We start from the raw sequence: 19,299 nt of genomic DNA, 5'->3' as shown, positions 1-19,299 counted from the left end.
ATTCATAAAATAATTTGAATATTAAAGAAATAATTTTCGCCAATTTGGTTTGGACTGAACGGTCCCAGCTGACCAGCCAGTTTTCTATCAACTCCAACTAGACCGAAAGATCATTATTAACTAACCTCTTTGGGTTTTACCAAAACAGCGATTTGGACGAGTGTCCTACTTGGCTTACGGATAACGGGGCTGTAATTCGCCCCCCCCGATATCTGCAAAACGGCCTAGTCCAGAGAGAAAATACCAATTACCTGAAGGGGATTAATAATGATAAAAATTCTCCGTGGTTTTATAACAGCTATAATCGCCAGCTCACTTCTTATTACCTCCTATGCCCAAGCCGAACCGGGAGATTACAACTTTTGGACAACCTTAAAACACTTATTTGACCCGCCCAACGCCAATGCGCCTGTAACTTCCGAGCAAGCGCAAGGAATGTATCCACTGACAATGGATGACTCGAACTTTAATGATGATTTCGATCCCGGCGATTTCAATACCTGGCAAAAAATTGATGTTCCTGCCAATAGTGGCGCCATGTGTGGTAACGGCTCCCCTTATAAATTCTTTGTTTACCGGGTGCCCGATACCAGTAATACCATTTTTTATTTTGAGGGCGGCGGCGCCTGCTGGGATTACGAGAGCTGCTCTGGCCAGGCAGGCATACGCGGTGCACGCAATCCCAATGGCATCCCTGATGACTACCTGAGTAACGTGCATCTTTTGGATTTCACCAATTTTGATAACCTCACTACAGCAGGTGTATCTCCACTTATCTACACGCACCACCCATATAACCAATTCAAGACTGGTGAATGGAATATGGTGTACGTTCCCTATTGCACCGGTGATATTTATGTTGGTGATAAGACGGAAATCTATGAGGATAGCAGCGGTCAGAGTCCAGACTTAATCTGGCACCACAATGGCTTACGCAATGTGCAAGCTGTTACTTCGTGGGTGAAAAATAATTTACAGAAGCCCAAGCAAATGCTTGCTGCTGGATGTAGTGCAGGAAGCGTTGGTGCTCTGTTAAATTACACAAAGCTTCGTGAAGACATGAATGTCGATCACGGGTATTTGATAGACGATTCTGGCCCACTTTATCAGGCGCCCCTAGACAGTAACAATACTAGCGAGTATCCATCGCTGCCGTTACACAACGAAGTGCTGCATTCCTGGACCACTTACACAAAAGGTGGGGACCCCAATGAAGAGAACCCAATCAATGCGATAAAAGCCTTCACACCAGGGTTTGACAGTAATGAGCTTGCTTCAATTTACGCGGCACTATCTAATAAGTTCCCTTCTGATCGCCTCGGCATCACCCATTTCCTCGCGGATGGGAACTTCTCTTCCTATTCCTATGAGCGCTTCTACGAGGATATCTATAACGACCCCAACGCTGATTCCCGCTTGAGTAAATTGCGTCAACGCTGGCAGAAGGATACCCATGAAAATCTAATTCCACTGCTGAATCAGACGAGTAACTGGGGTTATTACTTCCCCATGTTTCGCAACCTGAATGAGAGCCACTGTACGACAATTATTGACCTCCACTATGGAGAGATTGCCGAACATGGATTGGAGTTGAAGGATTTCCTAAATAATATCGTGAACCACAATGGCGGCAGTATGGTTCGCGCCTATGAGACAGACGAAGTCTCTGACTTTGAGAACAACAGCAATTGGTTCTACGACCTGATAGGCCTGTTCATGTAAATAGGGCCAGTCAGGAAGCAGTGCTGCTACTTGGTTTGTAACAGCACTGCTATTTATTTAAGTACCGTAAACCGTTTCACGTGCTTCTTGCAGACGTTTGCGTAGGTACTCATGCTTGCTCATACCATTCGGAAAAGCGGTCATCTGCTGCACCTCTTCCACTATGGATCTTTCAAGGTCCTTATAAGTGGAGAAACCCGGTACTTCGGTATGCGGATCATAGCGACTGATTACCGACTGCGCCTGCTCGCGATAGATATTAAACAGCTCTTCGGCACGCTGCTTGAACTCTGCCTCATTGAGGCTATTTTTTTCCAACCATGCCAACTTTAAAGAGAGTGCCTCATAACCAGTTACCCGGTTTTCATCTTCTACCTGCTCAATGGCATCCCAAGCCTGCTTACTGGACAGGTTACCAAGATTGGCGAAGTAATCTTTCAATGCCTGTTTTGCCTGCTCCTGATCTAGGTATGCCTTTACACGGGGGTGGTCTAGTAACTCCCTCATCTCGGAATTTTCAAGTTGTGACCAGGGTATACGCTCTGCGATATCCTGTGCCAACCTACTATTTTCCGCAATAGGGGTAATAAACTGACGCACCTTCGCCACGCTGGCCTGTACATCAATGTCGTAGTGATCAATGCCGACAACGGCCAGAGTTGCTGCGCCGGCAAGCAATATCAATTTTTTCATAATTAGTTACCGAGCAAATGGGAGTTTTATATTTATCTATCGGTAACTATATAAGCAGAGAAAGCGGGGAGCAGGAATGGAAAGAACGTCCCAGCTGTAGACATTCACGCCAATATCTGTAAACCAGCCGGGATCACTAAAAATAAATTAGAAAGCAATGCTATACCCAGCTCAGCGGCTGCTCATCCTCTTTTTTACCCACACAGGGCTCTTTTGTAGTCTTCGGAGCAACATAACCAACTTGCTGCTCCTTCGGCAGATTGCGAGCCTCCCAGTTGGCCACAGCCTCTGCGCAAAGAGTACGCTGCTCAGTGGTAAGCACAACCCCATTAGGCCACTTTCCCAGCTCAATGGCTCGTCGCAGGCTTGCGACAATTTGTGGATTTAAATTACTTAACAATTGCTCAAAAGACATACAAAACTCTCTCGCATATACAAAAAAGGCCGGTCTAAGACCGGCCTTCCGTAGCACAATTGCTAAAGCAATTTATGCTTCAGCAGCTTCGTCTTCAGCTTGTGGACGATCCACCAGCTCAACGTAAGCCATAGGTGCTTTATCACCAGCGCGGAAACCACACTTCAGGATACGGATATAACCACCTGGGCGGGCTTCGTAACGGGGACCCAACTCATCAAAAAGCTTACGCACAGCATCCTTGTCACGGATACGAGCGAAAGCCAGACGACGGTTGGCAACACTGTCTTTCTTGGCCAGGGTAATCAGCGGCTCGGCGACGCGACGCAGCTCCTTGGCTTTTGGCAATGTGGTTTTAATCAGTTCGTGCTCTACCAGAGAAGCGCTCATGTTCTTGAACATGGCCTTGCGGTGAGCGCTGGTACGGCTGAACTTACGGCCACTATAGCGATGACGCATGACTCAATTCCTTACGACCACAGTTGCTGTCTCAGCAGGTCGTTCTGGAGCGGTGTCGCGCTAAGCTGTGGCACCGCTCGGGTTCTTTCTACTGGTCGCGGCATCGCCGCGACTACCAAATGCTTACAGGGGGCTTAATTTGCTGTCGCCTTTAAGACTGGCCGGTGGCCAGTTTTCCAGACGCATACCCAGTGACAAACCACGAGAAGCCAGTACGTCCTTGATTTCAGTCAGAGACTTCTTACCAAGATTCGGAGTCTTCAGCAGCTCTACTTCGGTGCGCTGAATCAGATCACCAATGTAGTAAATATTTTCTGCTTTCAGACAGTTAGCCGAACGTACAGTTAGCTCCAGGTCGTCAACCGGGCGTAGCAATACTGGATCAACCTCGGGCTCTTCAGCCTTCGGCTGTGCATCCTTTTCACCTTCCAGGTCCACAAATACTGCGAGCTGTTGCTGCAGAATAGTGGCTGCACGGCGAATAGCCTCTTCAGGATCCAGAGTACCATTGGTCTCCAGGTCCAGAACCAGCTTATCCAGATCAGTACGCTGCTCTACACGCGCACTTTCGACGCTGTAGGAAACACGGCGAACCGGGCTGTAAGATGCGTCCAGTTGCAGACGGCCAATTGCGCGGCTTTCCTCTTCCTCGTCGCGACGAGCGTCAGCCGGCTGATAACCACGGCCACGCGCTACGGTGAGACGTAAGTTGAGTTCTACATCACCAGTGATATTGGCGATCACGTGCTCAGGATTCACAATCTCGATATCGTGATCTACCTGGATATCTCCAGCAGTCACTGCACCTGCGCCCTTCTTGCTCAGACTCAATATCGCCTGATCCTTACCGTGCATAACAACCGCGATTTCTTTCAGGTTGAGCAGGATTTCAATAACATCTTCCTGCACACCTTCAATCGCGCTGTACTCGTGCTCGACACCGTCGATTTCAACTTCGGTGACGGCGCAGCCCGGCATGGAGGACAGCAGGATGCGACGCAGCGCATTGCCAAGAGTGTGGCCAAAGCCACGCTCCAGGGGCTCCAGAACCACTTTGGCGTGATTCTGATTGTACTCGGTGACGTCAATACGACGCGGTGTCAAAAACTCGTTGACAGCAGTCTGCATAGCCATACCTGTTTACAGTTGCATTCCTTAAAGTGGAGTTATTGTTACTTGGAGTACAGTTCCACGATAAGGTTTTCGTTGATCTCTGCCGGCAGATCGACACGATCTGGAATGCGCTTGAAAGTGCCTTCCAGTTTGCTCGCGTTTATGTCTACCCACTCGACATCGCCACGCTGGGCAGCGAGGGAAACGGAATTCTGGATACGCAGCTGCTTCTTGGCTTTCTCACGAACTGCAATTACATCACCTTCTTTCACTTGGTAAGAAGGAATGTTTACAGTAGTGCCATTTACCAGAATCGCTTTGTGGGAAACCAGCTGACGCGCTTCAGAGCGAGTTGATCCGAAACCCATGCGGTAAACCACATTGTCCAGGCGTTTTTCCAGAAGTTGCAGCAGGTTTTCACCAGTTGCACCCTTCAGACGCGCCGCTTCCTTATAGTAGTTGCGGAACTGCTTTTCCAGTACGCCGTAGATACGACGAACTTTCTGCTTCTCGCGCAGCTGGATGCCGTAGTCGGACAGACGGCCACGACCAGCGCCATGCTGACCGGGCTTGGATTCTGCGCGACACTTAGAGTCGTGTGGACGAACACCACTCTTCAGCTGCAGGTCAGTCCCTTCACGACGGGACAGTTTACATTTTGGTCCAATATAACGTGCCATTTTATCAGCCCCCTCTTACACGCGACGTTTCTTGGGCGGACGACAACCATTATGCGGGATTGGCGTCACGTCGGTGATGTTGGTGATCTTGTAGCCGCAGTTGTTCAGTGCGCGAACAGCAGATTCGCGACCGGGGCCGGGGCCCTTTACTTCTACGTCAAGGTTTTTCAGGCCGTAGTCCTGAGCTGCAGTTCCTGCGCGCTCAGCGGCAACCTGGGCTGCAAACGGGGTGCTCTTACGTGAGCCACGGAAGCCAGATCCACCTGCGGTGGCCCAGCTGAGAGTATTACCCTGGCGATCAGTGATCGTCACGATCGTGTTATTGAACGATGCGTGGATGTGGGCAATACCGTCAACAACGGTCTTTTTGACCTTTTTGCGAACAGTAGTTTTTGGCTTAGCCATACCAGTATCCTAAATCCTGTATCAAATCCCCTCGGCTTTACACCGGAAAGGGGCTTGTTAAACCGCGATATCGCGCCTTAATCAGGCTTACTTGCGAATCGGCTTGCGCGGACCCTTACGGGTACGAGCATTGGTCTTGGTGCGCTGACCACGCAGCGGCAAGCTGCGACGGTGACGCAGACCGCGATAGCAACCCAGGTCCATCAAACGCTTGATGTTCATGGATACTTCACGGCGCAGGTCGCCCTCTACAGTGAGTTTTGCAACTTCACCGCGGATGGTTTCGATCTGCTCTTCAGACAGGTCGCGGATTTTGGTGGATTCAGCGATACCAACCGCTGCCAAAATTGACTTTGACTTAGTGAGACCTACCCCATAAATGTGGGTCAGGGAGATCACGGCGTGCTTGTGGTCTGGTACATTGACACCAGCAATACGTGCCATAGAGGCGTACTCCACGTATTGGAGCCACTGCTATAAATAAGTATGTGACTCTACTTTGATTTCGGCGCTGACAGCGACTAAAAAACCGACGGCGCCACCAAAAAGGCGCGCAAGAATAGCTTTTTAGACACTAATTTGCAATAGCCCACGACCGCTTCGGCCTCCCGAAACGGCTGTGGACGACAGTCAACGCCCCCTAGTTGGAGGTCCACCCTTTGGACTGACCTCCGACCTCATCGAAATTCTCTGAGGTATTGCCACCTGAAACGGGGCTGTAACAGATGGCGAATTCTTCCAGCTTCTACAGGATACCCCCATTGGGCGTATCCTGTAAGGGGCTGGCCCCTATTAGCCTTGACGCTGCTTGTGACGCGGCTCAGCGCTGCAGATTACCCGCAGAACACCCTTGCGACGTACGATTTTGCAGTTACGGCAGATCTTTTTTACAGAAGCGCGTACTTTCATGACCTTACCTCAATTCAATCAAACTGCGAGCAGGTGACGCACTAGCGACGACCGTAGCTTTGCAGGTTCGCTTTTTTCATCAAGCCTTCGTACTGGTGTGACAACAAATGCGATTGCACCTGTGCCATAAAGTCCATCACTACTACTACAACGATCAGCAGCGAGGTACCCCCCAGATAGAAGGGAACGTTAAACCCAACCACCAGGAACTGCGGTAGCAGGGATACCAGTGCGATATACACAGCACCAACCAGGGTGAGTCGGGTCAGCACGCTATCGATATAGCGAGCTGTCTGCTCACCTGGACGGATACCAGGTACATAGGCACCAGACTTTTTCAGGTTATCCGCAACTTCATTCGGGTTAAACATCAACGCCGTGTAGAAGAAACAGAAGAAACCTATCAGCAGTGCGAACAGAATAATGTTCAGCGGCTGTCCTGGACCTAGCTGCAAGGCCATCCACTGCAGGATCTGGGCACCGATACCCTCACCACCCTGACCAAACCACTGCGCCAGCGTAGCCGGAAACAGCAGGATACTGCTGGCAAAAATAACCGGAATAACACCGGCCATATTTACCTTCAGAGGCAGATGGCTCGCCTGTGCAGCCGGAGCTGCGGAATAGCGACCGGCCTGACGCCTGGCGTGGTTGATGGTAATTCGACGCTGCCCGCGCTCCATCACCACTACAAAGAACACCACAGCCAACGCAATCACACCGATGATAAGCAGCATAAGAATATGCAACTCACCCTGCCGTGCCTGCTCAAAGGCCTGCCCGATGGCGCCGGGCAAGCCAGCTACGATACCGGCAAAAATCAGCATGGAGATGCCGTTGCCAACACCGCGCTCGGTGATTTGCTCACCAAGCCACATCATGAATACAGCACCGGTCACCAGTGACGTTACCGCCACAAAGTAAAAACCAAACGCGGGCTCAGATGAGTAAGCCAGATTTTGCCCTGCCAGTCCGAAAGTCATGCCAATACCCTGTATCAGGGCCAGCAATACCGTCAGATAGCGGGTGTACTGGTTGATCTTACGTCTTCCGGCCTCCCCTTCCTTCTTCAAAGCCTCCAGAGAGGGAGTCACCGCACTCATCAACTGCATAATGATGGATGCGGAGATGTAGGGCATGATGCCCAGAGCCAAAATACTCATCCTTTCCAGGGCGCCGCCTGAGAACATGTTAAACAGACCAAGGATCGTTCCCTGGTTCTGGTTAAACAGATTCGACAGCTTTTCCGGATCAATGCCGGGCACCGGAATATGTGTCCCCAGTCGATAAACAAGTATCGCTAGAAACAGAAAACGAAGGCGAGCCCAGAGCTCGCCCAATCCCTTGCTGTTGCCCAGGGGATTTCCACCGGATCCTGGTCGTGCCATTGGCGCCTCGATTAGTCTTCTATTTTACCGCCAGCAGCTTCGATAGCCGCCTTTGCACCTTTAGTGATTCCCAGGCCCTTTACGGTAACAGCTTTGCTAAGCTCACCTGAGAGAAACACTTTGGCGCGTTTGATATGGCCGCCGATGATATCGGCATTCTTCAGCGCTGCCAAATCGATTACGTCACTTTCTACCTTGGCCAGCTCTGCCAAACGTACTTCTGCGGTGAAGCGAGAAACACGAGCGGTGAAACCGTACTTAGGCAGACGCTTCTGCAAAGGCATCTGACCGCCCTCGAAGCCCGGACGAACACTGCCGCCGGAGCGTGACTTTTGACCTTTGTGGCCACGGCCACCGGTCTTACCTAAACCACTACCAATACCACGGCCAACGCGCTTGGCGCTGTGCTTGTGGCCTTGTGCGGGAGACAGGTCATTCAAACGCATGTTATTCCCCCTCAACCTTAATCAGGTAGTTTACTTTGTTGATCATACCGCGCACGGAAGGAGTATCTTCCACTTCCACTGTGTGGCCGATGCGGCGCAGGCCCAGACCCGCAACGCACGCCTGATGGCTTTTCAGGCGTCCGTTGGTGCTTTTGGTCTGGGTGACTTTAATGGTCTTCTTAGCCATGGTCTTAACCCACCAATAACCTTAAATCCGAGCTGTGATTAGCCCAGAATCTCTTCGACTGATTTACCACGCTTGGCAGCGACATCTTCCGGGCTCTGCATTTGATCCAGAGCCTTAAAGGTCGCGCGCACTACGTTCACCGGGTTGGTGGAGCCGTAGCACTTGGCCAATACGTTGTGTACACCAGCCATTTCCAGTACGGAGCGCATAGCGCCGCCGGCAATTACACCGGTACCCTGGGAGGCTGGTTGCATGTAAACCTTGGAACCACCATGACGACCATTGGTAGCGTACTGGATGGTGTCACCATTCAGATCTACCTGGATCATGTTGCGGCGTGCAGCTTCCATCGCCTTCTGAATCGCGACAGGCACTTCACGCGCCTTGCCACGTCCGAAACCGACTCGGCCGTTGCCGTCGCCAACTACGGTCAGTGCGGTAAAGGCGAAGATACGACCACCTTTAACAGTCTTGGCAACGCGGTTGACCTGGACCAGCTTCTCCTGCAGGCCTTCGTCGTTGCTTTTGTCTTTCTCTCTAGCCATAACTCAACCCTTAGAATTTCAGACCGGCTTCGCGAGCGGCATCAGCCAAGGCCTTGATACGGCCATGGTACTTAAAGCCGCTGCGATCAAAGGCAACAACTTCAACACCAGCAGCCTTGGCACGCTCGGCGATTAATTTGCCAACCGCGGTAGCGGCGTCGATGTTACCGGTTTTACTCTCGCGCAGGTCCTTGTCCAGAGTAGAGGCGGATGCCAATACCGCATTGCCTTCGGCAGACAGGATCTGTGCGTACATGTGACGCGGAGTACGGTTCACGGTGAGGCGAACGGCGCCCAGCTCACTGATCTTGGCGCGGGCACGACGTGCACGACGCAAGCGAGATGCTTTCTTAACGTTCATATCTATGCCCTACTTACTTCTTCTTGGCCTCTTTGCGATACACACGCTCATCGGCATAACGGACACCCTTACCTTTGTAGGGCTCCGGCGGACGAAACGCGCGGATCTCAGCGGCCACTTGGCCCAGCAGCTGTTTATTGCTGCTCTTGAGTACGATTTCAGTCTGGGATGGCGTTTCCGCAGTCACACCTTCCGGCAACTGATAATCGATCGGATGGGAGAAGCCCAAGGTCAGGTTAACCGTTTTACCGGCGGCTTTCGCACGATAACCAACACCCAGCAACTTCAGCTTCTTCTCGAAGCCAGCGCTTACGCCTATCACCATGTTATTGACCAGTGCACGGGTAGTACCCGCGAGTGCCCTGGCCTGCTTGGAGTTATTGCGCGCGGCAAAAGTCAGCTGGCTATCAGCCTGGCCTACTTCTACATCACTGTGAATAACCATATCCAGGTTACCGCTACCGCCTTTAACAGCGATGTTTTGACCTTTCAGGTCAACGGTAACACCTGCGGGGAGAACTACCGGATTACTTGCTACTCGAGACATTGTGACCCCCGCTTAGAATACGGTGCAAAGCACTTCACCACCGACACCGGCCTGACGCGCAGCACGATCAGTCATCACACCGTTAGAGGTGGAAACGATCGCGATACCCAGACCACCGCGTACGGTTGGTAGAGCTTTTTTACCAGTGTAAGCACGCAGTCCCGGACGGGATACGCGGTTCAGTTCGGCGATAACCGGCTTGCCCTGGAAGTATTTCAGGGCAACGGTCAGCTCCGGCTTGGCACCTTCACTTACAGTCAAATCAGTAACGTAACCTTCGTCTTTCAGGACTTTAGCTACCGCCACTTTCAGTTTGGATGAAGGCAGGGTGACTTCCGCTTTTCCGCGCGCCAGGGCGTTACGGATGCGAGTCAGCATATCTGCCAACGGATCTTGCATACTCATCTTATGAGACTCCTCAAATCTGCCTTAAACCAGCTGGTAATTACCAGCTGGACTTCACGAGGCCAGGAACATCACCACGCATTGCGGCTTCGCGCAACTTGTTACGGCACAGGCCGAACTTGCGGTAAACAGCGTGGGGGCGACCAGTGATACGGCAGCGACGTTGCTGACGTACCGGGCTTGCATCGCGCGGCATTTTTTGCAGCTTGAGTTGAGCCTCCCACTGCTCTTCTTCAGAAGCAGTGGCACTGGCGATGATCGCCTTCAGCTCTTGACGCTTCTCGGCGTACTTAGCTGCGGTTCGAGCGCGCTTATTTTCACGCGCAATCATGGATTTCTTCGCCATGGAATCCTCTTAACCCTTAAAAGGGAAGTTGAACGCTTTCAGCAGCGCACGACCTTGATCGTCGTTTGCGGCTGTGGTTGTAATACAAATATCCAGACCGCGGATCTTGTCTACTTTGTCGTAGTCAACTTCCGGGAAGATGATTTGCTCGGTTACACCCATAGAGAAGTTACCACGGCCGTCGAATTGCTTCGGGCTAATGCCACGGAAGTCACGGATACGTGGAATCGCGATGTCGATCAGACGTTCCAGGAACTCATACATACGCTCACCGCGCAGAGTTACCTTACAACCGATCGGCCAGCCGTCGCGAATCTTAAAGCCCGCAATAGACTTGCGAGCATTAGTAACGATGGGTTTTTGACCTGAAATTGCTGTCATATCGCTGACAGCGTGCTCCAGTACCTTCTTATCACCAATCGCTTCACCAACACCCATGTTGATGGTGACTTTGGTGATGCGCGGCACTGCCATCACATTCTCGAGACCCAGCTCATCTTTAAGCTTGGGCGCGAGTTCCTTACTGTAGAGCTCTTTAAGCTTTGCCATGTCTACCAACCTGCTTTTGCGTCAAGAGCCTTAGATGGCTTCGCCGCTGGATTTGAAGACGCGAATCTTAGTGCCGTCTTCCAGTACTTTAAAGCCCACCCGGTCAGCTTTTTGGGTGTTAGGGTTAAAGATGGCTACGTTAGAAGCTTGGATAGCCGCTTCTTTTTCAACGATGCCACCTGCAATACCCATCTGCGGGTTTGGCTTTTGGTGCTTTTTGATCATCTGTATGCCGGAAACAATCAGACGACCGTCGTTCAGTACTTTACGTACTGAACCACGCTTGCCCTTGTCGCGACCGGCGATAACGATCACTTCGTCGTCACGCTTGATCTTGCGCATAACTCTTCTCCGCTCGAGGCCTAGATAACTTCGGGGGCGAGGGAGATGATCTTCATGAACTTCTCACCGCGCAGTTCGCGAGTTACCGGACCAAAAATACGGGTGCCAACCGGCGCCAGTTGCTGGTTCAGCAGCACCGCTGCGTTATCGTCAAATTTAATCAGTGAACCATCCGCGCGACGCACACCTTTTCTGGTGCGAACCACAACAGCGTTCATTACCTGACCTTTCTTCACTTTACCGCGGGGAATGGCTTCCTTAACGGTTACCTTGATAATGTCGCCCACGCCGGCATAACGACGATGGGAGCCGCCCAGCACCTTGATGCACATGACGCGGCGAGCCCCACTGTTGTCAGCTACTTCTAAGTAGGATTCCGCTTGAATCATTGTCTCTCTCCGAAACCTTTCAATTCGGCAGTCAATGCGCTAGGGCTTATACCTTCGCCGCACGCTCTACAATTTTCTGTAAAGCCCAGGATTTGCTCTTGGACAGCGGACGAGATTCTTCAATAGTTACAACATCACCGATGTTGCAATCATTGTTCTCATCATGAGCCTTAAGCTTTGTGGACTTGTTTACAATTTTGCCGTAGATCGGGTGCTTAACACGGCGCTCGATCAAAACGGTGATGGTTTTATCCATCTTGTCACTCACAACCTTTCCGGTCAGAGTACGCTTCAGTTTTGCTTCAGCCATGATTAATTACCTGCCTTCTCGGTCAACACAGTCTTTATGCGAGCAATGTCGCGACGAGTCTGCTTCAGCAGATGAGTCTGAGCCAGCTGACCGGTGGACTTTTGCATACGAAGCTTAAATTGAGCTTCTAGCTGGTTCAGCAGTTCCTGGTTCAGCTCTTCAACTGACTTTTCGCGTAGATCTGCAGTCTTCATTACATCACCGAACGCTTAACGAAAGTTGTCTTTACAGGTAGCTTGGCCGCAGCAAGTGCGAAAGCCTCACGAGCCAGCTCTTCGGTCACACCCTCCATTTCATAGAGGACTTTACCCGGCTGGATCTGAGCTACCCAGTATTCAACGCCACCTTTACCTTTACCCATTCGAACTTCGAGGGGTTTATTGGTAATTGGCTTGTCCGGAAACACACGAATCCAGATTTTACCGCCACGCTTAACGTGACGAGTCATTGCGCGACGAGCCGCTTCGATCTGGCGCGCAGTAATGCGACCGCGACCGGTGGCCTTAAGGCCAAACTCGCCAAAGCTCACTTTAGAGCCGCGCTGAGAAAGACCGCGGTTGCGACCTTTCTGTACCTTGCGGAATTTTGTACGCTTTGGTTGCAGCATTTGCGTACCCCTTATTTAGAAGCTTTCTTGCGGCTCTTTACCGGCTTTTCATCGGGCACTTCGTCACCGATAACTTCACCTTTAAAGATCCACACCTTGATACCGATGATGCCGTAGGTAGTCTTTGCTTCAACAGCGGCATAGTCGATGTTGGCACGCAGGGTGTGCAAGGGCACACGACCTTCGCGATACCATTCGGTACGTGCGATTTCCGCACCACCGAGACGACCACTTACCTGAATCTTGATACCTTCGGCGCCCTGACGCATAGCGTTCTGCACGGCACGCTTCATAGCGCGACGGAACATAACACGGCGTTCCAGCTGCTGGGCAACGTTCTGGCCAACCAGAGCCGCGTCCATATCAGGCTTGCGCACTTCTTCGATATCGATGTGCACAGGTACGCCCATCTGCGCGCCAACTTCCTTGCGCAAACGTTCTACGTCTTCACCTTTTTTACCGATCACGATACCCGGACGCGCAGTGTGAATAGTCACACGAGCGGTATTCGCCGGACGTTCGATTTCGATACGGCTCACGGAAGCGTGGGCCAGTTTTTTGCGAATAAATTCGCGAACTTTCAGATCCGTGTACAGCTTGTCTGCGTACTCGTCGCTGCCGGCATACCAAACAGAGGTATGCTTTTTAACGATACCCAGACGAATGCCGGTAGGATGTACTTTTTGTCCCATGGTTTTCTCGCCTGCTCTCTTATTTCTCGGCCACTTTCACAGTGATGTGACAAGTACGCTTAAGAATGCGATCAGCACGACCTTTCGCACGCGGTTTAATGCGCTTCATGGTCATACCTTCGTCCACAAAAATTGTGGACACCTTCAGCTCGTCAACGTCAGCACCTTCGTTGTGCTCGGCGTTAGCAATGGCCGACTCCAGTACTTTCTTGACGATCGCTGCACCCTTTTTATTGCTAAAAGCAAGAATATCCAGGGCTTCTTCAACGCCTTTGCCGCGAACTTGATCAGCTACCAGTCGCGCCTTTTGCGCCGATAGACGTGCGCCGCGTAATTTTGCTGCTACTTCCATCTTTATAACCTCGGCTTAGCGCTTCTTCGCTTTCTTGTCCGCAGCGTGGCCACGGTAAGTGCGGGTGGCAGCGAACTCGCCCAGTTTATGGCCAACCATTTCTTCGTTAACCAAAACGGGCACGTGTTGACGACCGTTGTGCACGGCAATCGTAAGTCCAACCATTTCCGGCATAATCATGGAACGGCGGGACCAGGTTTTAATCGGTCGACGATCATTGGCTTGAATCGCCGCCTCCACCTTCTTGATCAGGTGCAGATCAATGAAGGGACCTTTCTTTAATGAGCGTGGCACTGTCGATTCCTCTCTAGCTGCTCAGACATCGCGCGGCTTACTTGCCGCGACGACGTACAATCATCTTATCGGTGCGCTTGTTCTTGCGCGTTTTCTTACCCTTGGTCGGAACGCCCCACGGAGTAACCGGGTGACGGCCACCAGAGGTACGGCCTTCACCACCACCGTGCGGGTGATCTACCGGGTTCATCGCCACACCGCGAACGGTAGGACGAACACCACGCCAGCGAGCAGCACCGGCTTTACCCAGCTTACGCAGGCTGTGCTCGGAGTTGCTTACTTCACCCAGGGTCGCACGACATTCAGCGAGAACCTTGCGCATTTCACCAGAGCGCAGACGAATGGTCGCATACTGACCTTCGCGAGCTACCAGCTGCACAGAGGCACCAGCAGAACGAGCCAGCTGAGCACCTTTACCAGGCTTCAGCTCAATCCCGTGAATTACAGAACCTACCGGAACATTACGCAGAGGCAGGGTGTTGCCCACAGCAATCGGTGCGGCATCGCCGGACTGAATGGTGGCACCAGCCTTTAGGCCCTTTGGTGCAATAATGTAACGACGTTCACCATCGGCGTAACAAACCAAAGCGATGTGCGCGCTGCGGTTCGGATCGTACTCAAGGCGCTCAACTTTAGCCGGAATACCGTCTTTGTTGCGCTTGAAGTCGATTACACGATAGTGCTGCTTGTGACCACCACCGATATGACGGGTAGTGATACGACCATTGTTGTTACGGCCACCGCTTTTGCTTTTACTCTCCAGCAATGGAGCGTAAGGAGCACCTTTATGTAGATCGGAGTTAACAATCTTAACTAGGTGGCGACGGCCGGCAGAGGTCGGTTTTGTTTTTACAATTGCCATTGTAACAGTCCCCTTTACTCAGCAGCTTCAAAGTTGATGTCGCTGCCTTCAGCCAGGCGAACGTAGGCTTTTTTCCAGTCGCTGCGACGGCCCATGCCGTTGCGGGTGCGCTTGGTTTTGCCCTTTACGTTCACGGTGCGAACCTGTTCAACGGAAACGTTAAACAGCTTTTCAACCGCAGCCTTGATCTCGGCTTTTTCAGCATCGGTGGATACCTTAAAAACCACTTGATTGGCGCTATCGGCCAGCCCTGCAGCTTTTTCGGAAATTACCGGGCCCAGCAATACTTTGTAGAGTCGCTCTTGGTTCATCCCAGCACCTCTTCAATTTTCTTGAGCGCAGAAACGGTAACCACGACCTTATCAAAGCGAATCAAGCTTACGGGATCGATCGCCTGTACATCGCGAACATCGATCTTGTGCAAGTTGCGTGAGGCAAGGTAGAGGTTTTCACTAACCTCTTCAGTCACGATCAGCGCGTCGGACAGGTCAAACTGAGCCAGTTTGCTAACCAGTTGCTTGGTCTTGGGAGCGTCCACATTGAAGGACTCAACCACGACCAGTCGCTCTTGGCGAGCCAGCTCAGACAGGATGCAACGCAGCGCAGCGCGGTACATCTTTTTGTTCAGCTTAACGCTGTGATCGCGCGGGTCGGCGGCGAACGTTACACCACCGGAGCGCCACAGCGGGCTGCGAATAGTACCGGCACGAGCACGCCCAGTACCTTTTTGGCGCCAGGGCTTTTTACCGCCACCGGAAACATCAGAACGATTCTTCTGCGCCTTGGTACCCTGACGAGCGCCAGCCATATAGGCGACGACTGCCTGGTGTACCAGATCTTGGTTGAACTCACGTCCGAAAGTCACTTCAGAGACAGCTACTGTGCCTTTAGCGCCTTCGGGAGTAGCGATATTCAGTTCCATATCTAATTCCCCTCAGACTTAGGCTTTTACTGCCGGACGAACGATAACGTTGCCACCGGGAGCACCGGGTACAGCGCCTTTAACCAGCAATAGGTTACGCTCGACATCGACACGAACTACTTCCAGGTTCTGCACGGTCACACGCTCAGCACCCATATGTCCAGCCATTTTCTTGCCTTTCCATACGCGGCCAGGAGTCTGGCACTGACCGATAGAACCGGGAGCGCGGTGAGACAGGGAGTTGCCGTGGGTTGCGTCTTGCATGCTGAAATTCCAGCGTTTAATGCCGCCCTGGAAGCCTTTACCCTTGGAAGTGCCGGTTACGTCGATTATTTGTCCAGCTTCGAAGCTGCTTACAGTGATTTCAGAACCGATTTCGAAAGTCTCTTCAGAACCGTCAGTGCGCAGTTCGAAAAGATTGGTGCCAGCCTCTACATTGGCTTTGGCGAAGTGGCCCGCTTCGGGCTTGGAGACACGGGAAGCCTTACGGTTACCCACTGCTACTTGAACAGCGGTATAGCCATCGGTTTCCACAGTTTTCACCTGGGTGACGCGATTCGGAGTAACCTCAACAACAGTTACCGGAATAGACACGCCATCTTCGGTGAAGACGCGAGTCATGCCGCTCTTGCGGCCGACAATACCTATAGTCATCTTATTAACCTCTCAGTGCACGGGGCTTTAACCCACTGCGGCCGCCCAGTTTCAGAGCGTTACACTACCCAGACCTTTTTCGCCCGGGGTTCGGTAGTTAGTAAAAGTGTTAGCCGAGACTAATTTGGACCTCAACACCGGCCGCCAGATCAAGCTTCATCAGCGCGTCGACGGTTTTTTCGGTAGGTTCAACGATGTCCAGCAAACGCTTGTGAGTACGGATCTCGTACTGGTCGCGAGCGTCTTTGTTAACGTGCGGGGAAATCAGTACGGTGTACTTCTCTTTGCGAGTCGGCAGCGGGATTGGACCGCGAACTTGCGCGCCAGTGCGCTTAGCCGTCTCTACGATCTCCTGGGTAGACGCGTCGATCAATTTATGGTCGAACGCCTTCAGGCGAATTCGGATACGTTGACCCTGCATGGAATCAAACTCCAACTTGTGAACTAAAGAACGTCCTTTTCCGCAGCCCCGAGGGCGGGCGAAAAGGAGCGCGAATTCTACGAGGCGTGCAAGAGGCTGTCAACTGTACAGCCTGATCAAATTTCAATCTGCGCAAACTACAATGAAGTACCTTAGGTAAAACGAGGGCACCGCTATGACTATTGCCGCCAGGTTGAGTCAATACCTTAACGACCAATCGGTCGACTACCACCTTATCCAACACCCTCATACCCGCACTAGCCGGGAGAGCGCGCATGCAGCTCATGTGCGTGAGGACCAACTGGCCAAAGCCATCCTTCTGCGGGACAAAGAGGGCTTCGTTATGGCGGTGATTCCCGCCAGCAGCAGCCTTGATTTACGCGCGGTGCATATGGAAACCGGCCGCAACGGTCTCACGATGGTCGCAGAGAATGAATTGGGCTCAGTATTCCCGGACTGTGAATTGGGTGCCCTCCCCCCGATTGGGCAGGCCTACGGCATTACAACCTTACTGGATAGCGGGCTGAGCCACTGCGAAACCATCTTTTTTGAAGCGGGTGATCACGAAGAATTGGTTGAAATGAATGGACCACAATTCAACAAACTGTTTGCGGGGTGCCGCAGCGCCGACCTTAGTAAAGACTGGCCATAAGCAACAACCAAGTTAAAACAACCCGATATAACAGCCCGGAACTGTAAAGCCCGCAAGCCCTGATCAGCGGTGTGCATCATTCGCACACCGCGCCCTTGAACAGGCTCTCCTACTTACGCTTAGGCCACCGCCCCTTACCCGCCACCACTCGGCCAGCAAACCCCACTGTGGGTGCGATTTGATATGCCACTCTCCGAACCAACAAGCTCGAAGTCCCCACTTGATCACTGAAAATTTACCATCGACAACCGAGGAACCAAACTCTAGGACTCCTATAGGGTACGAGAATGTCACAAAGAATCATTCAACGAGAAAATTGAAGCGGGAAGGCGGCAACTGGAAACAGGAAGGCAAAAAAAAACCGCAGCGCGTCCGCTGCGGTTTTTCTCAGATCAAGAGTAGTTATTACTCAATGATCTTGGCAACAACGCCCGCACCAACGGTACGACCACCTTCGCGGATAGCGAAGCGCAGACCGTCTTCCATGGCGATCGGAGCGATCAGGGTAACAACCATTTGAATGTTGTCGCCCGGCATTACCATTTCAGTACCTTCAGGCAGTTCACACGCACCAGTTACATCGGTGGTACGGAAATAGAACTGTGGACGGTAGCCTTTAAAGAACGGGGTGTGACGACCACCTTCGTCCTTGGACAGGATGTACACTTCCGCTTCGAACTTGGTGTGCGGGGTGATGGAGCCCGGCTTAGCCAGAACCTGACCGCGCTCAACTTCGTCACGCTTAGTACCACGCAGCAGCGCACCAATGTTCTCACCAGCACGACCTTCGTCGAGCAGCTTGCGGAACATCTCAACACCAGTACAGGTAGTAGTGGTGGTGTCCTTGATACCAACGATCTCAACTTCGTCGCCAGTATTGATCACGCCACGCTCTACACGACCGGTTACTACGGTACCGCGGCCAGAGATGGAGAATACGTCTTCGATCGGCATCAGGAACGGCAGGTCTACCGCGCGCTCAGGCTCCGGAATATACTCGTCCAGGGTCTCAACCAGCTTCTTAACAGCGGTGGTACCCATTTCGTTGTCGTCTTCGCCGTTCAGGGCCATCAGGGCAGAACCAACGATGATCGGAGTGTCGTCACCCGGGAACTCGTACTGGTCGAGAAGCTCACGAACTTCCATCTCTACCAGCTCGAGCAGCTCTTCGTCGTCTACCATGTCCGCCTTGTTCAGGAATACCACGATGTACGGTACACCGACCTGGCGAGACAGCAGGATGTGCTCACGAGTCTGCGGCATGGGGCCGTCAGCTGCGGAACATACCAGGATAGCGCCGTCCATCTGAGCAGCACCGGTGATCATATTCTTAACGTAGTCGGCGTGTCCCGGGCAGTCTACGTGCGCGTAGTGACGGGTCGGGGACTCATACTCAACGTGGGAGGTAGCGATGGTGATACCGCGCTCACGCTCTTCCGGGGCATTATCGATGCCGTCGAAAGCAACTGCGTCACCGCCCCAAACTTCCGCACATACGCGGGTCAGAGCAGCGGTCAGAGTGGTTTTACCGTGGTCAACGTGACCGATGGTGCCCACATTCACGTGGGGCTTGGAACGTTCAAATTTTTCTTTTGCCATCTTCGATGTCCTCTAGCTAAAAGTTTGCCAAAG

General features: G+C 52.2%; 33 protein-coding genes. 2 read left to right on the top strand and 31 right to left on the bottom strand.

The window, feature by feature from the left end; all coding sequences use genetic code 11:
- Nucleotides 1-267 precede the first annotated feature (267 nt).
- On the top strand, nt 268-1,722 hold the full coding sequence (locus Q1A69_RS08860) for a pectin acetylesterase-family hydrolase (RefSeq protein WP_299584163.1): 1,455 nt from the start codon (nt 268-270) through the stop codon (nt 1,720-1,722).
- A 57-nt stretch (nt 1,723-1,779) separates the two neighbouring features.
- On the opposite strand, the gene Q1A69_RS08855 is transcribed toward Q1A69_RS08860, so the two are convergent.
- The 30 genes from Q1A69_RS08855 to rpsJ form a co-directional block, all read right to left on the bottom strand.
- A complete protein-coding gene (locus tag Q1A69_RS08855; protein ID WP_299584160.1) occupies nt 1,780-2,415 on the bottom strand; it encodes a hypothetical protein in 636 nt (211 codons plus the stop codon).
- Nucleotides 2,416-2,575: 160 nt separating this feature from the next.
- Nucleotides 2,576-2,830: a DUF1315 family protein gene (locus Q1A69_RS08850; protein WP_299584157.1), complete on the bottom strand. Its 255-nt coding sequence runs from the start codon at nt 2,828-2,830 to the stop codon at nt 2,576-2,578.
- 72 nt (nt 2,831-2,902) lie between these two features.
- On the bottom strand, nt 2,903-3,289 hold the full coding sequence (gene rplQ, locus Q1A69_RS08845; protein ID WP_299584155.1) for a 50S ribosomal protein L17: 387 nt from the start codon (nt 3,287-3,289) through the stop codon (nt 2,903-2,905).
- Nucleotides 3,290-3,412: 123 nt separating this feature from the next.
- The gene (gene rpoA / locus Q1A69_RS08840; protein WP_299584152.1) at nt 3,413-4,417 is read right to left on the bottom strand and encodes a DNA-directed RNA polymerase subunit alpha; all 1,005 of its coding nucleotides are present in this window, start codon (nt 4,415-4,417) and stop codon (nt 3,413-3,415) included.
- Nucleotides 4,418-4,461: 44 nt separating this feature from the next.
- On the bottom strand, nt 4,462-5,082 hold the full coding sequence (gene rpsD, locus Q1A69_RS08835) for a 30S ribosomal protein S4 (protein WP_299584149.1): 621 nt from the start codon (nt 5,080-5,082) through the stop codon (nt 4,462-4,464).
- Nucleotides 5,083-5,097: 15 nt separating this feature from the next.
- Nucleotides 5,098-5,487, bottom strand: a complete 390-nt coding sequence (gene rpsK, locus Q1A69_RS08830; protein WP_143729411.1) for a 30S ribosomal protein S11 — start codon at nt 5,485-5,487, stop codon at nt 5,098-5,100.
- 87 nt (nt 5,488-5,574) lie between these two features.
- A complete protein-coding gene (gene rpsM / locus Q1A69_RS08825) occupies nt 5,575-5,931 on the bottom strand; it encodes a 30S ribosomal protein S13 (protein WP_020411405.1) in 357 nt (118 codons plus the stop codon).
- A gap of 348 nt (nt 5,932-6,279) precedes the next feature.
- Nucleotides 6,280-6,396, bottom strand: a complete 117-nt coding sequence (gene rpmJ / locus Q1A69_RS08820; RefSeq protein WP_010133825.1) for a 50S ribosomal protein L36 — start codon at nt 6,394-6,396, stop codon at nt 6,280-6,282.
- Between the two features lie 41 nt (nt 6,397-6,437).
- Complete coding sequence (secY, locus tag Q1A69_RS08815; protein ID WP_143729412.1) at nt 6,438-7,784, bottom strand: preprotein translocase subunit SecY; 1,347 nt, start codon at nt 7,782-7,784, stop codon at nt 6,438-6,440.
- 11 nt (nt 7,785-7,795) lie between these two features.
- On the bottom strand, nt 7,796-8,230 hold the full coding sequence (gene rplO / locus Q1A69_RS08810; protein ID WP_299584146.1) for a 50S ribosomal protein L15: 435 nt from the start codon (nt 8,228-8,230) through the stop codon (nt 7,796-7,798).
- A gap of 1 nt (nt 8,231) precedes the next feature.
- A complete protein-coding gene (gene rpmD / locus Q1A69_RS08805) occupies nt 8,232-8,417 on the bottom strand; it encodes a 50S ribosomal protein L30 (RefSeq protein WP_299584143.1) in 186 nt (61 codons plus the stop codon).
- Nucleotides 8,418-8,455: 38 nt separating this feature from the next.
- Entirely contained in the window at nt 8,456-8,962 is a 507-nt protein-coding gene (rpsE, locus tag Q1A69_RS08800) for a 30S ribosomal protein S5 (protein WP_073277521.1), read from the bottom strand.
- A 10-nt stretch (nt 8,963-8,972) separates the two neighbouring features.
- Nucleotides 8,973-9,323 (bottom strand): 50S ribosomal protein L18, encoded by a 351-nt coding sequence (gene rplR / locus Q1A69_RS08795; RefSeq protein WP_299584140.1) that lies wholly within the window; start codon nt 9,321-9,323, stop codon nt 8,973-8,975.
- Between the two features lie 13 nt (nt 9,324-9,336).
- Nucleotides 9,337-9,870 (bottom strand): 50S ribosomal protein L6, encoded by a 534-nt coding sequence (gene rplF / locus Q1A69_RS08790; RefSeq protein ID WP_299584136.1) that lies wholly within the window; start codon nt 9,868-9,870, stop codon nt 9,337-9,339.
- Between the two features lie 12 nt (nt 9,871-9,882).
- On the bottom strand, nt 9,883-10,275 hold the full coding sequence (rpsH, locus tag Q1A69_RS08785) for a 30S ribosomal protein S8 (RefSeq protein ID WP_299584133.1): 393 nt from the start codon (nt 10,273-10,275) through the stop codon (nt 9,883-9,885).
- 40 nt (nt 10,276-10,315) lie between these two features.
- The gene (gene rpsN, locus Q1A69_RS08780) at nt 10,316-10,621 is read right to left on the bottom strand and encodes a 30S ribosomal protein S14 (protein ID WP_152451155.1); all 306 of its coding nucleotides are present in this window, start codon (nt 10,619-10,621) and stop codon (nt 10,316-10,318) included.
- Nucleotides 10,622-10,630: 9 nt separating this feature from the next.
- Nucleotides 10,631-11,170, bottom strand: a complete 540-nt coding sequence (rplE, locus tag Q1A69_RS08775; RefSeq protein WP_299584130.1) for a 50S ribosomal protein L5 — start codon at nt 11,168-11,170, stop codon at nt 10,631-10,633.
- Between the two features lie 30 nt (nt 11,171-11,200).
- Complete coding sequence (gene rplX, locus Q1A69_RS08770; protein WP_108731661.1) at nt 11,201-11,512, bottom strand: 50S ribosomal protein L24; 312 nt, start codon at nt 11,510-11,512, stop codon at nt 11,201-11,203.
- Between the two features lie 20 nt (nt 11,513-11,532).
- The gene (gene rplN, locus Q1A69_RS08765; protein ID WP_143729420.1) at nt 11,533-11,901 is read right to left on the bottom strand and encodes a 50S ribosomal protein L14; all 369 of its coding nucleotides are present in this window, start codon (nt 11,899-11,901) and stop codon (nt 11,533-11,535) included.
- 46 nt (nt 11,902-11,947) lie between these two features.
- Nucleotides 11,948-12,211, bottom strand: coding sequence for a 30S ribosomal protein S17 (gene rpsQ / locus Q1A69_RS08760; RefSeq protein WP_299584127.1), 264 nt, complete (start codon nt 12,209-12,211; stop codon nt 11,948-11,950).
- Between the two features lie 2 nt (nt 12,212-12,213).
- Nucleotides 12,214-12,405: a 50S ribosomal protein L29 gene (rpmC, locus tag Q1A69_RS08755; protein ID WP_020411392.1), complete on the bottom strand. Its 192-nt coding sequence runs from the start codon at nt 12,403-12,405 to the stop codon at nt 12,214-12,216.
- Nucleotides 12,405-12,818: a 50S ribosomal protein L16 gene (rplP, locus tag Q1A69_RS08750; RefSeq protein ID WP_299584124.1), complete on the bottom strand. Its 414-nt coding sequence runs from the start codon at nt 12,816-12,818 to the stop codon at nt 12,405-12,407. The genes rpmC and rplP overlap by 1 nt, the downstream gene beginning before the upstream one ends.
- 11 nt (nt 12,819-12,829) lie before the next feature.
- Nucleotides 12,830-13,510, bottom strand: a complete 681-nt coding sequence (rpsC, locus tag Q1A69_RS08745; RefSeq protein WP_299584121.1) for a 30S ribosomal protein S3 — start codon at nt 13,508-13,510, stop codon at nt 12,830-12,832.
- A gap of 19 nt (nt 13,511-13,529) precedes the next feature.
- Entirely contained in the window at nt 13,530-13,862 is a 333-nt protein-coding gene (gene rplV, locus Q1A69_RS08740; RefSeq protein WP_020411389.1) for a 50S ribosomal protein L22, read from the bottom strand.
- Between the two features lie 15 nt (nt 13,863-13,877).
- The gene (gene rpsS, locus Q1A69_RS08735; RefSeq protein ID WP_299584118.1) at nt 13,878-14,156 is read right to left on the bottom strand and encodes a 30S ribosomal protein S19; all 279 of its coding nucleotides are present in this window, start codon (nt 14,154-14,156) and stop codon (nt 13,878-13,880) included.
- Between the two features lie 37 nt (nt 14,157-14,193).
- On the bottom strand, nt 14,194-15,018 hold the full coding sequence (rplB, locus tag Q1A69_RS08730) for a 50S ribosomal protein L2 (RefSeq protein WP_299584115.1): 825 nt from the start codon (nt 15,016-15,018) through the stop codon (nt 14,194-14,196).
- A gap of 14 nt (nt 15,019-15,032) precedes the next feature.
- On the bottom strand, nt 15,033-15,329 hold the full coding sequence (gene rplW, locus Q1A69_RS08725) for a 50S ribosomal protein L23 (RefSeq protein ID WP_299584113.1): 297 nt from the start codon (nt 15,327-15,329) through the stop codon (nt 15,033-15,035).
- Nucleotides 15,326-15,940, bottom strand: coding sequence for a 50S ribosomal protein L4 (rplD, locus tag Q1A69_RS08720; protein ID WP_252465819.1), 615 nt, complete (start codon nt 15,938-15,940; stop codon nt 15,326-15,328). Before rplD ends, rplW begins: the two co-directional genes overlap by 4 nt.
- Before the next feature lie 18 nt (nt 15,941-15,958).
- Nucleotides 15,959-16,594, bottom strand: a complete 636-nt coding sequence (gene rplC, locus Q1A69_RS08715; protein WP_299584111.1) for a 50S ribosomal protein L3 — start codon at nt 16,592-16,594, stop codon at nt 15,959-15,961.
- A 109-nt stretch (nt 16,595-16,703) separates the two neighbouring features.
- A complete protein-coding gene (rpsJ, locus tag Q1A69_RS08710; RefSeq protein ID WP_010133849.1) occupies nt 16,704-17,015 on the bottom strand; it encodes a 30S ribosomal protein S10 in 312 nt (103 codons plus the stop codon).
- Between the two features lie 175 nt (nt 17,016-17,190).
- Here rpsJ and Q1A69_RS08705 point away from each other — a divergent pair, with 175 nt between their 5' ends.
- On the top strand, nt 17,191-17,667 hold the full coding sequence (locus Q1A69_RS08705) for an aminoacyl-tRNA deacylase (protein ID WP_299584108.1): 477 nt from the start codon (nt 17,191-17,193) through the stop codon (nt 17,665-17,667).
- A gap of 405 nt (nt 17,668-18,072) precedes the next feature.
- On the opposite strand, the gene tuf is transcribed toward Q1A69_RS08705, so the two are convergent.
- Nucleotides 18,073-19,266: an elongation factor Tu gene (tuf, locus tag Q1A69_RS08700; protein ID WP_299584081.1), complete on the bottom strand. Its 1,194-nt coding sequence runs from the start codon at nt 19,264-19,266 to the stop codon at nt 18,073-18,075.
- Nucleotides 19,267-19,299 lie beyond the last annotated feature (33 nt).

This window comes from uncultured Microbulbifer sp. (genome assembly GCF_947498635.1).
GTDB classification, from domain to species: domain Bacteria; phylum Pseudomonadota; class Gammaproteobacteria; order Pseudomonadales; family Cellvibrionaceae; genus Microbulbifer; species Microbulbifer echini.
This window is presented reverse-complemented; position numbering and strand designations above follow the sequence as displayed.

Coding starts and splice junctions, on each gene's coding strand:
- Q1A69_RS08860 (WP_299584163.1), top strand. CDS start 268: ATGATAAAAATTCTCCGTGGTTTTATAACAGCTATAATCGCCAGCTCA.
- Q1A69_RS08855 (WP_299584160.1), bottom strand. CDS start 2,415: ATGAAAAAATTGATATTGCTTGCCGGCGCAGCAACTCTGGCCGTTGTC.
- Q1A69_RS08850 (WP_299584157.1), bottom strand. CDS start 2,830: ATGTCTTTTGAGCAATTGTTAAGTAATTTAAATCCACAAATTGTCGCA.
- rplQ (WP_299584155.1), bottom strand. CDS start 3,289: ATGCGTCATCGCTATAGTGGCCGTAAGTTCAGCCGTACCAGCGCTCAC.
- rpoA (WP_299584152.1), bottom strand. CDS start 4,417: ATGCAGACTGCTGTCAACGAGTTTTTGACACCGCGTCGTATTGACGTC.
- rpsD (WP_299584149.1), bottom strand. CDS start 5,082: ATGGCACGTTATATTGGACCAAAATGTAAACTGTCCCGTCGTGAAGGG.
- rpsK (WP_143729411.1), bottom strand. CDS start 5,487: ATGGCTAAGCCAAAAACTACTGTTCGCAAAAAGGTCAAAAAGACCGTT.
- rpsM (WP_020411405.1), bottom strand. CDS start 5,931: ATGGCACGTATTGCTGGTGTCAATGTACCAGACCACAAGCACGCCGTG.
- rpmJ (WP_010133825.1), bottom strand. CDS start 6,396: ATGAAAGTACGCGCTTCTGTAAAAAAGATCTGCCGTAACTGCAAAATC.
- secY (WP_143729412.1), bottom strand. CDS start 7,784: ATGGCACGACCAGGATCCGGTGGAAATCCCCTGGGCAACAGCAAGGGA.
- rplO (WP_299584146.1), bottom strand. CDS start 8,230: ATGCGTTTGAATGACCTGTCTCCCGCACAAGGCCACAAGCACAGCGCC.
- rpmD (WP_299584143.1), bottom strand. CDS start 8,417: ATGGCTAAGAAGACCATTAAAGTCACCCAGACCAAAAGCACCAACGGA.
- rpsE (WP_073277521.1), bottom strand. CDS start 8,962: ATGGCTAGAGAGAAAGACAAAAGCAACGACGAAGGCCTGCAGGAGAAG.
- rplR (WP_299584140.1), bottom strand. CDS start 9,323: ATGAACGTTAAGAAAGCATCTCGCTTGCGTCGTGCACGTCGTGCCCGC.
- rplF (WP_299584136.1), bottom strand. CDS start 9,870: ATGTCTCGAGTAGCAAGTAATCCGGTAGTTCTCCCCGCAGGTGTTACC.
- rpsH (WP_299584133.1), bottom strand. CDS start 10,275: ATGAGTATGCAAGATCCGTTGGCAGATATGCTGACTCGCATCCGTAAC.
- rpsN (WP_152451155.1), bottom strand. CDS start 10,621: ATGGCGAAGAAATCCATGATTGCGCGTGAAAATAAGCGCGCTCGAACC.
- rplE (WP_299584130.1), bottom strand. CDS start 11,170: ATGGCAAAGCTTAAAGAGCTCTACAGTAAGGAACTCGCGCCCAAGCTT.
- rplX (WP_108731661.1), bottom strand. CDS start 11,512: ATGCGCAAGATCAAGCGTGACGACGAAGTGATCGTTATCGCCGGTCGC.
- rplN (WP_143729420.1), bottom strand. CDS start 11,901: ATGATTCAAGCGGAATCCTACTTAGAAGTAGCTGACAACAGTGGGGCT.
- rpsQ (WP_299584127.1), bottom strand. CDS start 12,211: ATGGCTGAAGCAAAACTGAAGCGTACTCTGACCGGAAAGGTTGTGAGT.
- rpmC (WP_020411392.1), bottom strand. CDS start 12,405: ATGAAGACTGCAGATCTACGCGAAAAGTCAGTTGAAGAGCTGAACCAG.
- rplP (WP_299584124.1), bottom strand. CDS start 12,818: ATGCTGCAACCAAAGCGTACAAAATTCCGCAAGGTACAGAAAGGTCGC.
- rpsC (WP_299584121.1), bottom strand. CDS start 13,510: ATGGGACAAAAAGTACATCCTACCGGCATTCGTCTGGGTATCGTTAAA.
- rplV (WP_020411389.1), bottom strand. CDS start 13,862: ATGGAAGTAGCAGCAAAATTACGCGGCGCACGTCTATCGGCGCAAAAG.
- rplB (WP_299584115.1), bottom strand. CDS start 15,018: ATGGCAATTGTAAAAACAAAACCGACCTCTGCCGGCCGTCGCCACCTA.
- rplW (WP_299584113.1), bottom strand. CDS start 15,329: ATGAACCAAGAGCGACTCTACAAAGTATTGCTGGGCCCGGTAATTTCC.
- rplD (WP_252465819.1), bottom strand. CDS start 15,940: ATGGAACTGAATATCGCTACTCCCGAAGGCGCTAAAGGCACAGTAGCT.
- rplC (WP_299584111.1), bottom strand. CDS start 16,594: ATGACTATAGGTATTGTCGGCCGCAAGAGCGGCATGACTCGCGTCTTC.
- rpsJ (WP_010133849.1), bottom strand. CDS start 17,015: ATGCAGGGTCAACGTATCCGAATTCGCCTGAAGGCGTTCGACCATAAA.
- Q1A69_RS08705 (WP_299584108.1), top strand. CDS start 17,191: ATGACTATTGCCGCCAGGTTGAGTCAATACCTTAACGACCAATCGGTC.
- tuf (WP_299584081.1), bottom strand. CDS start 19,266: ATGGCAAAAGAAAAATTTGAACGTTCCAAGCCCCACGTGAATGTGGGC.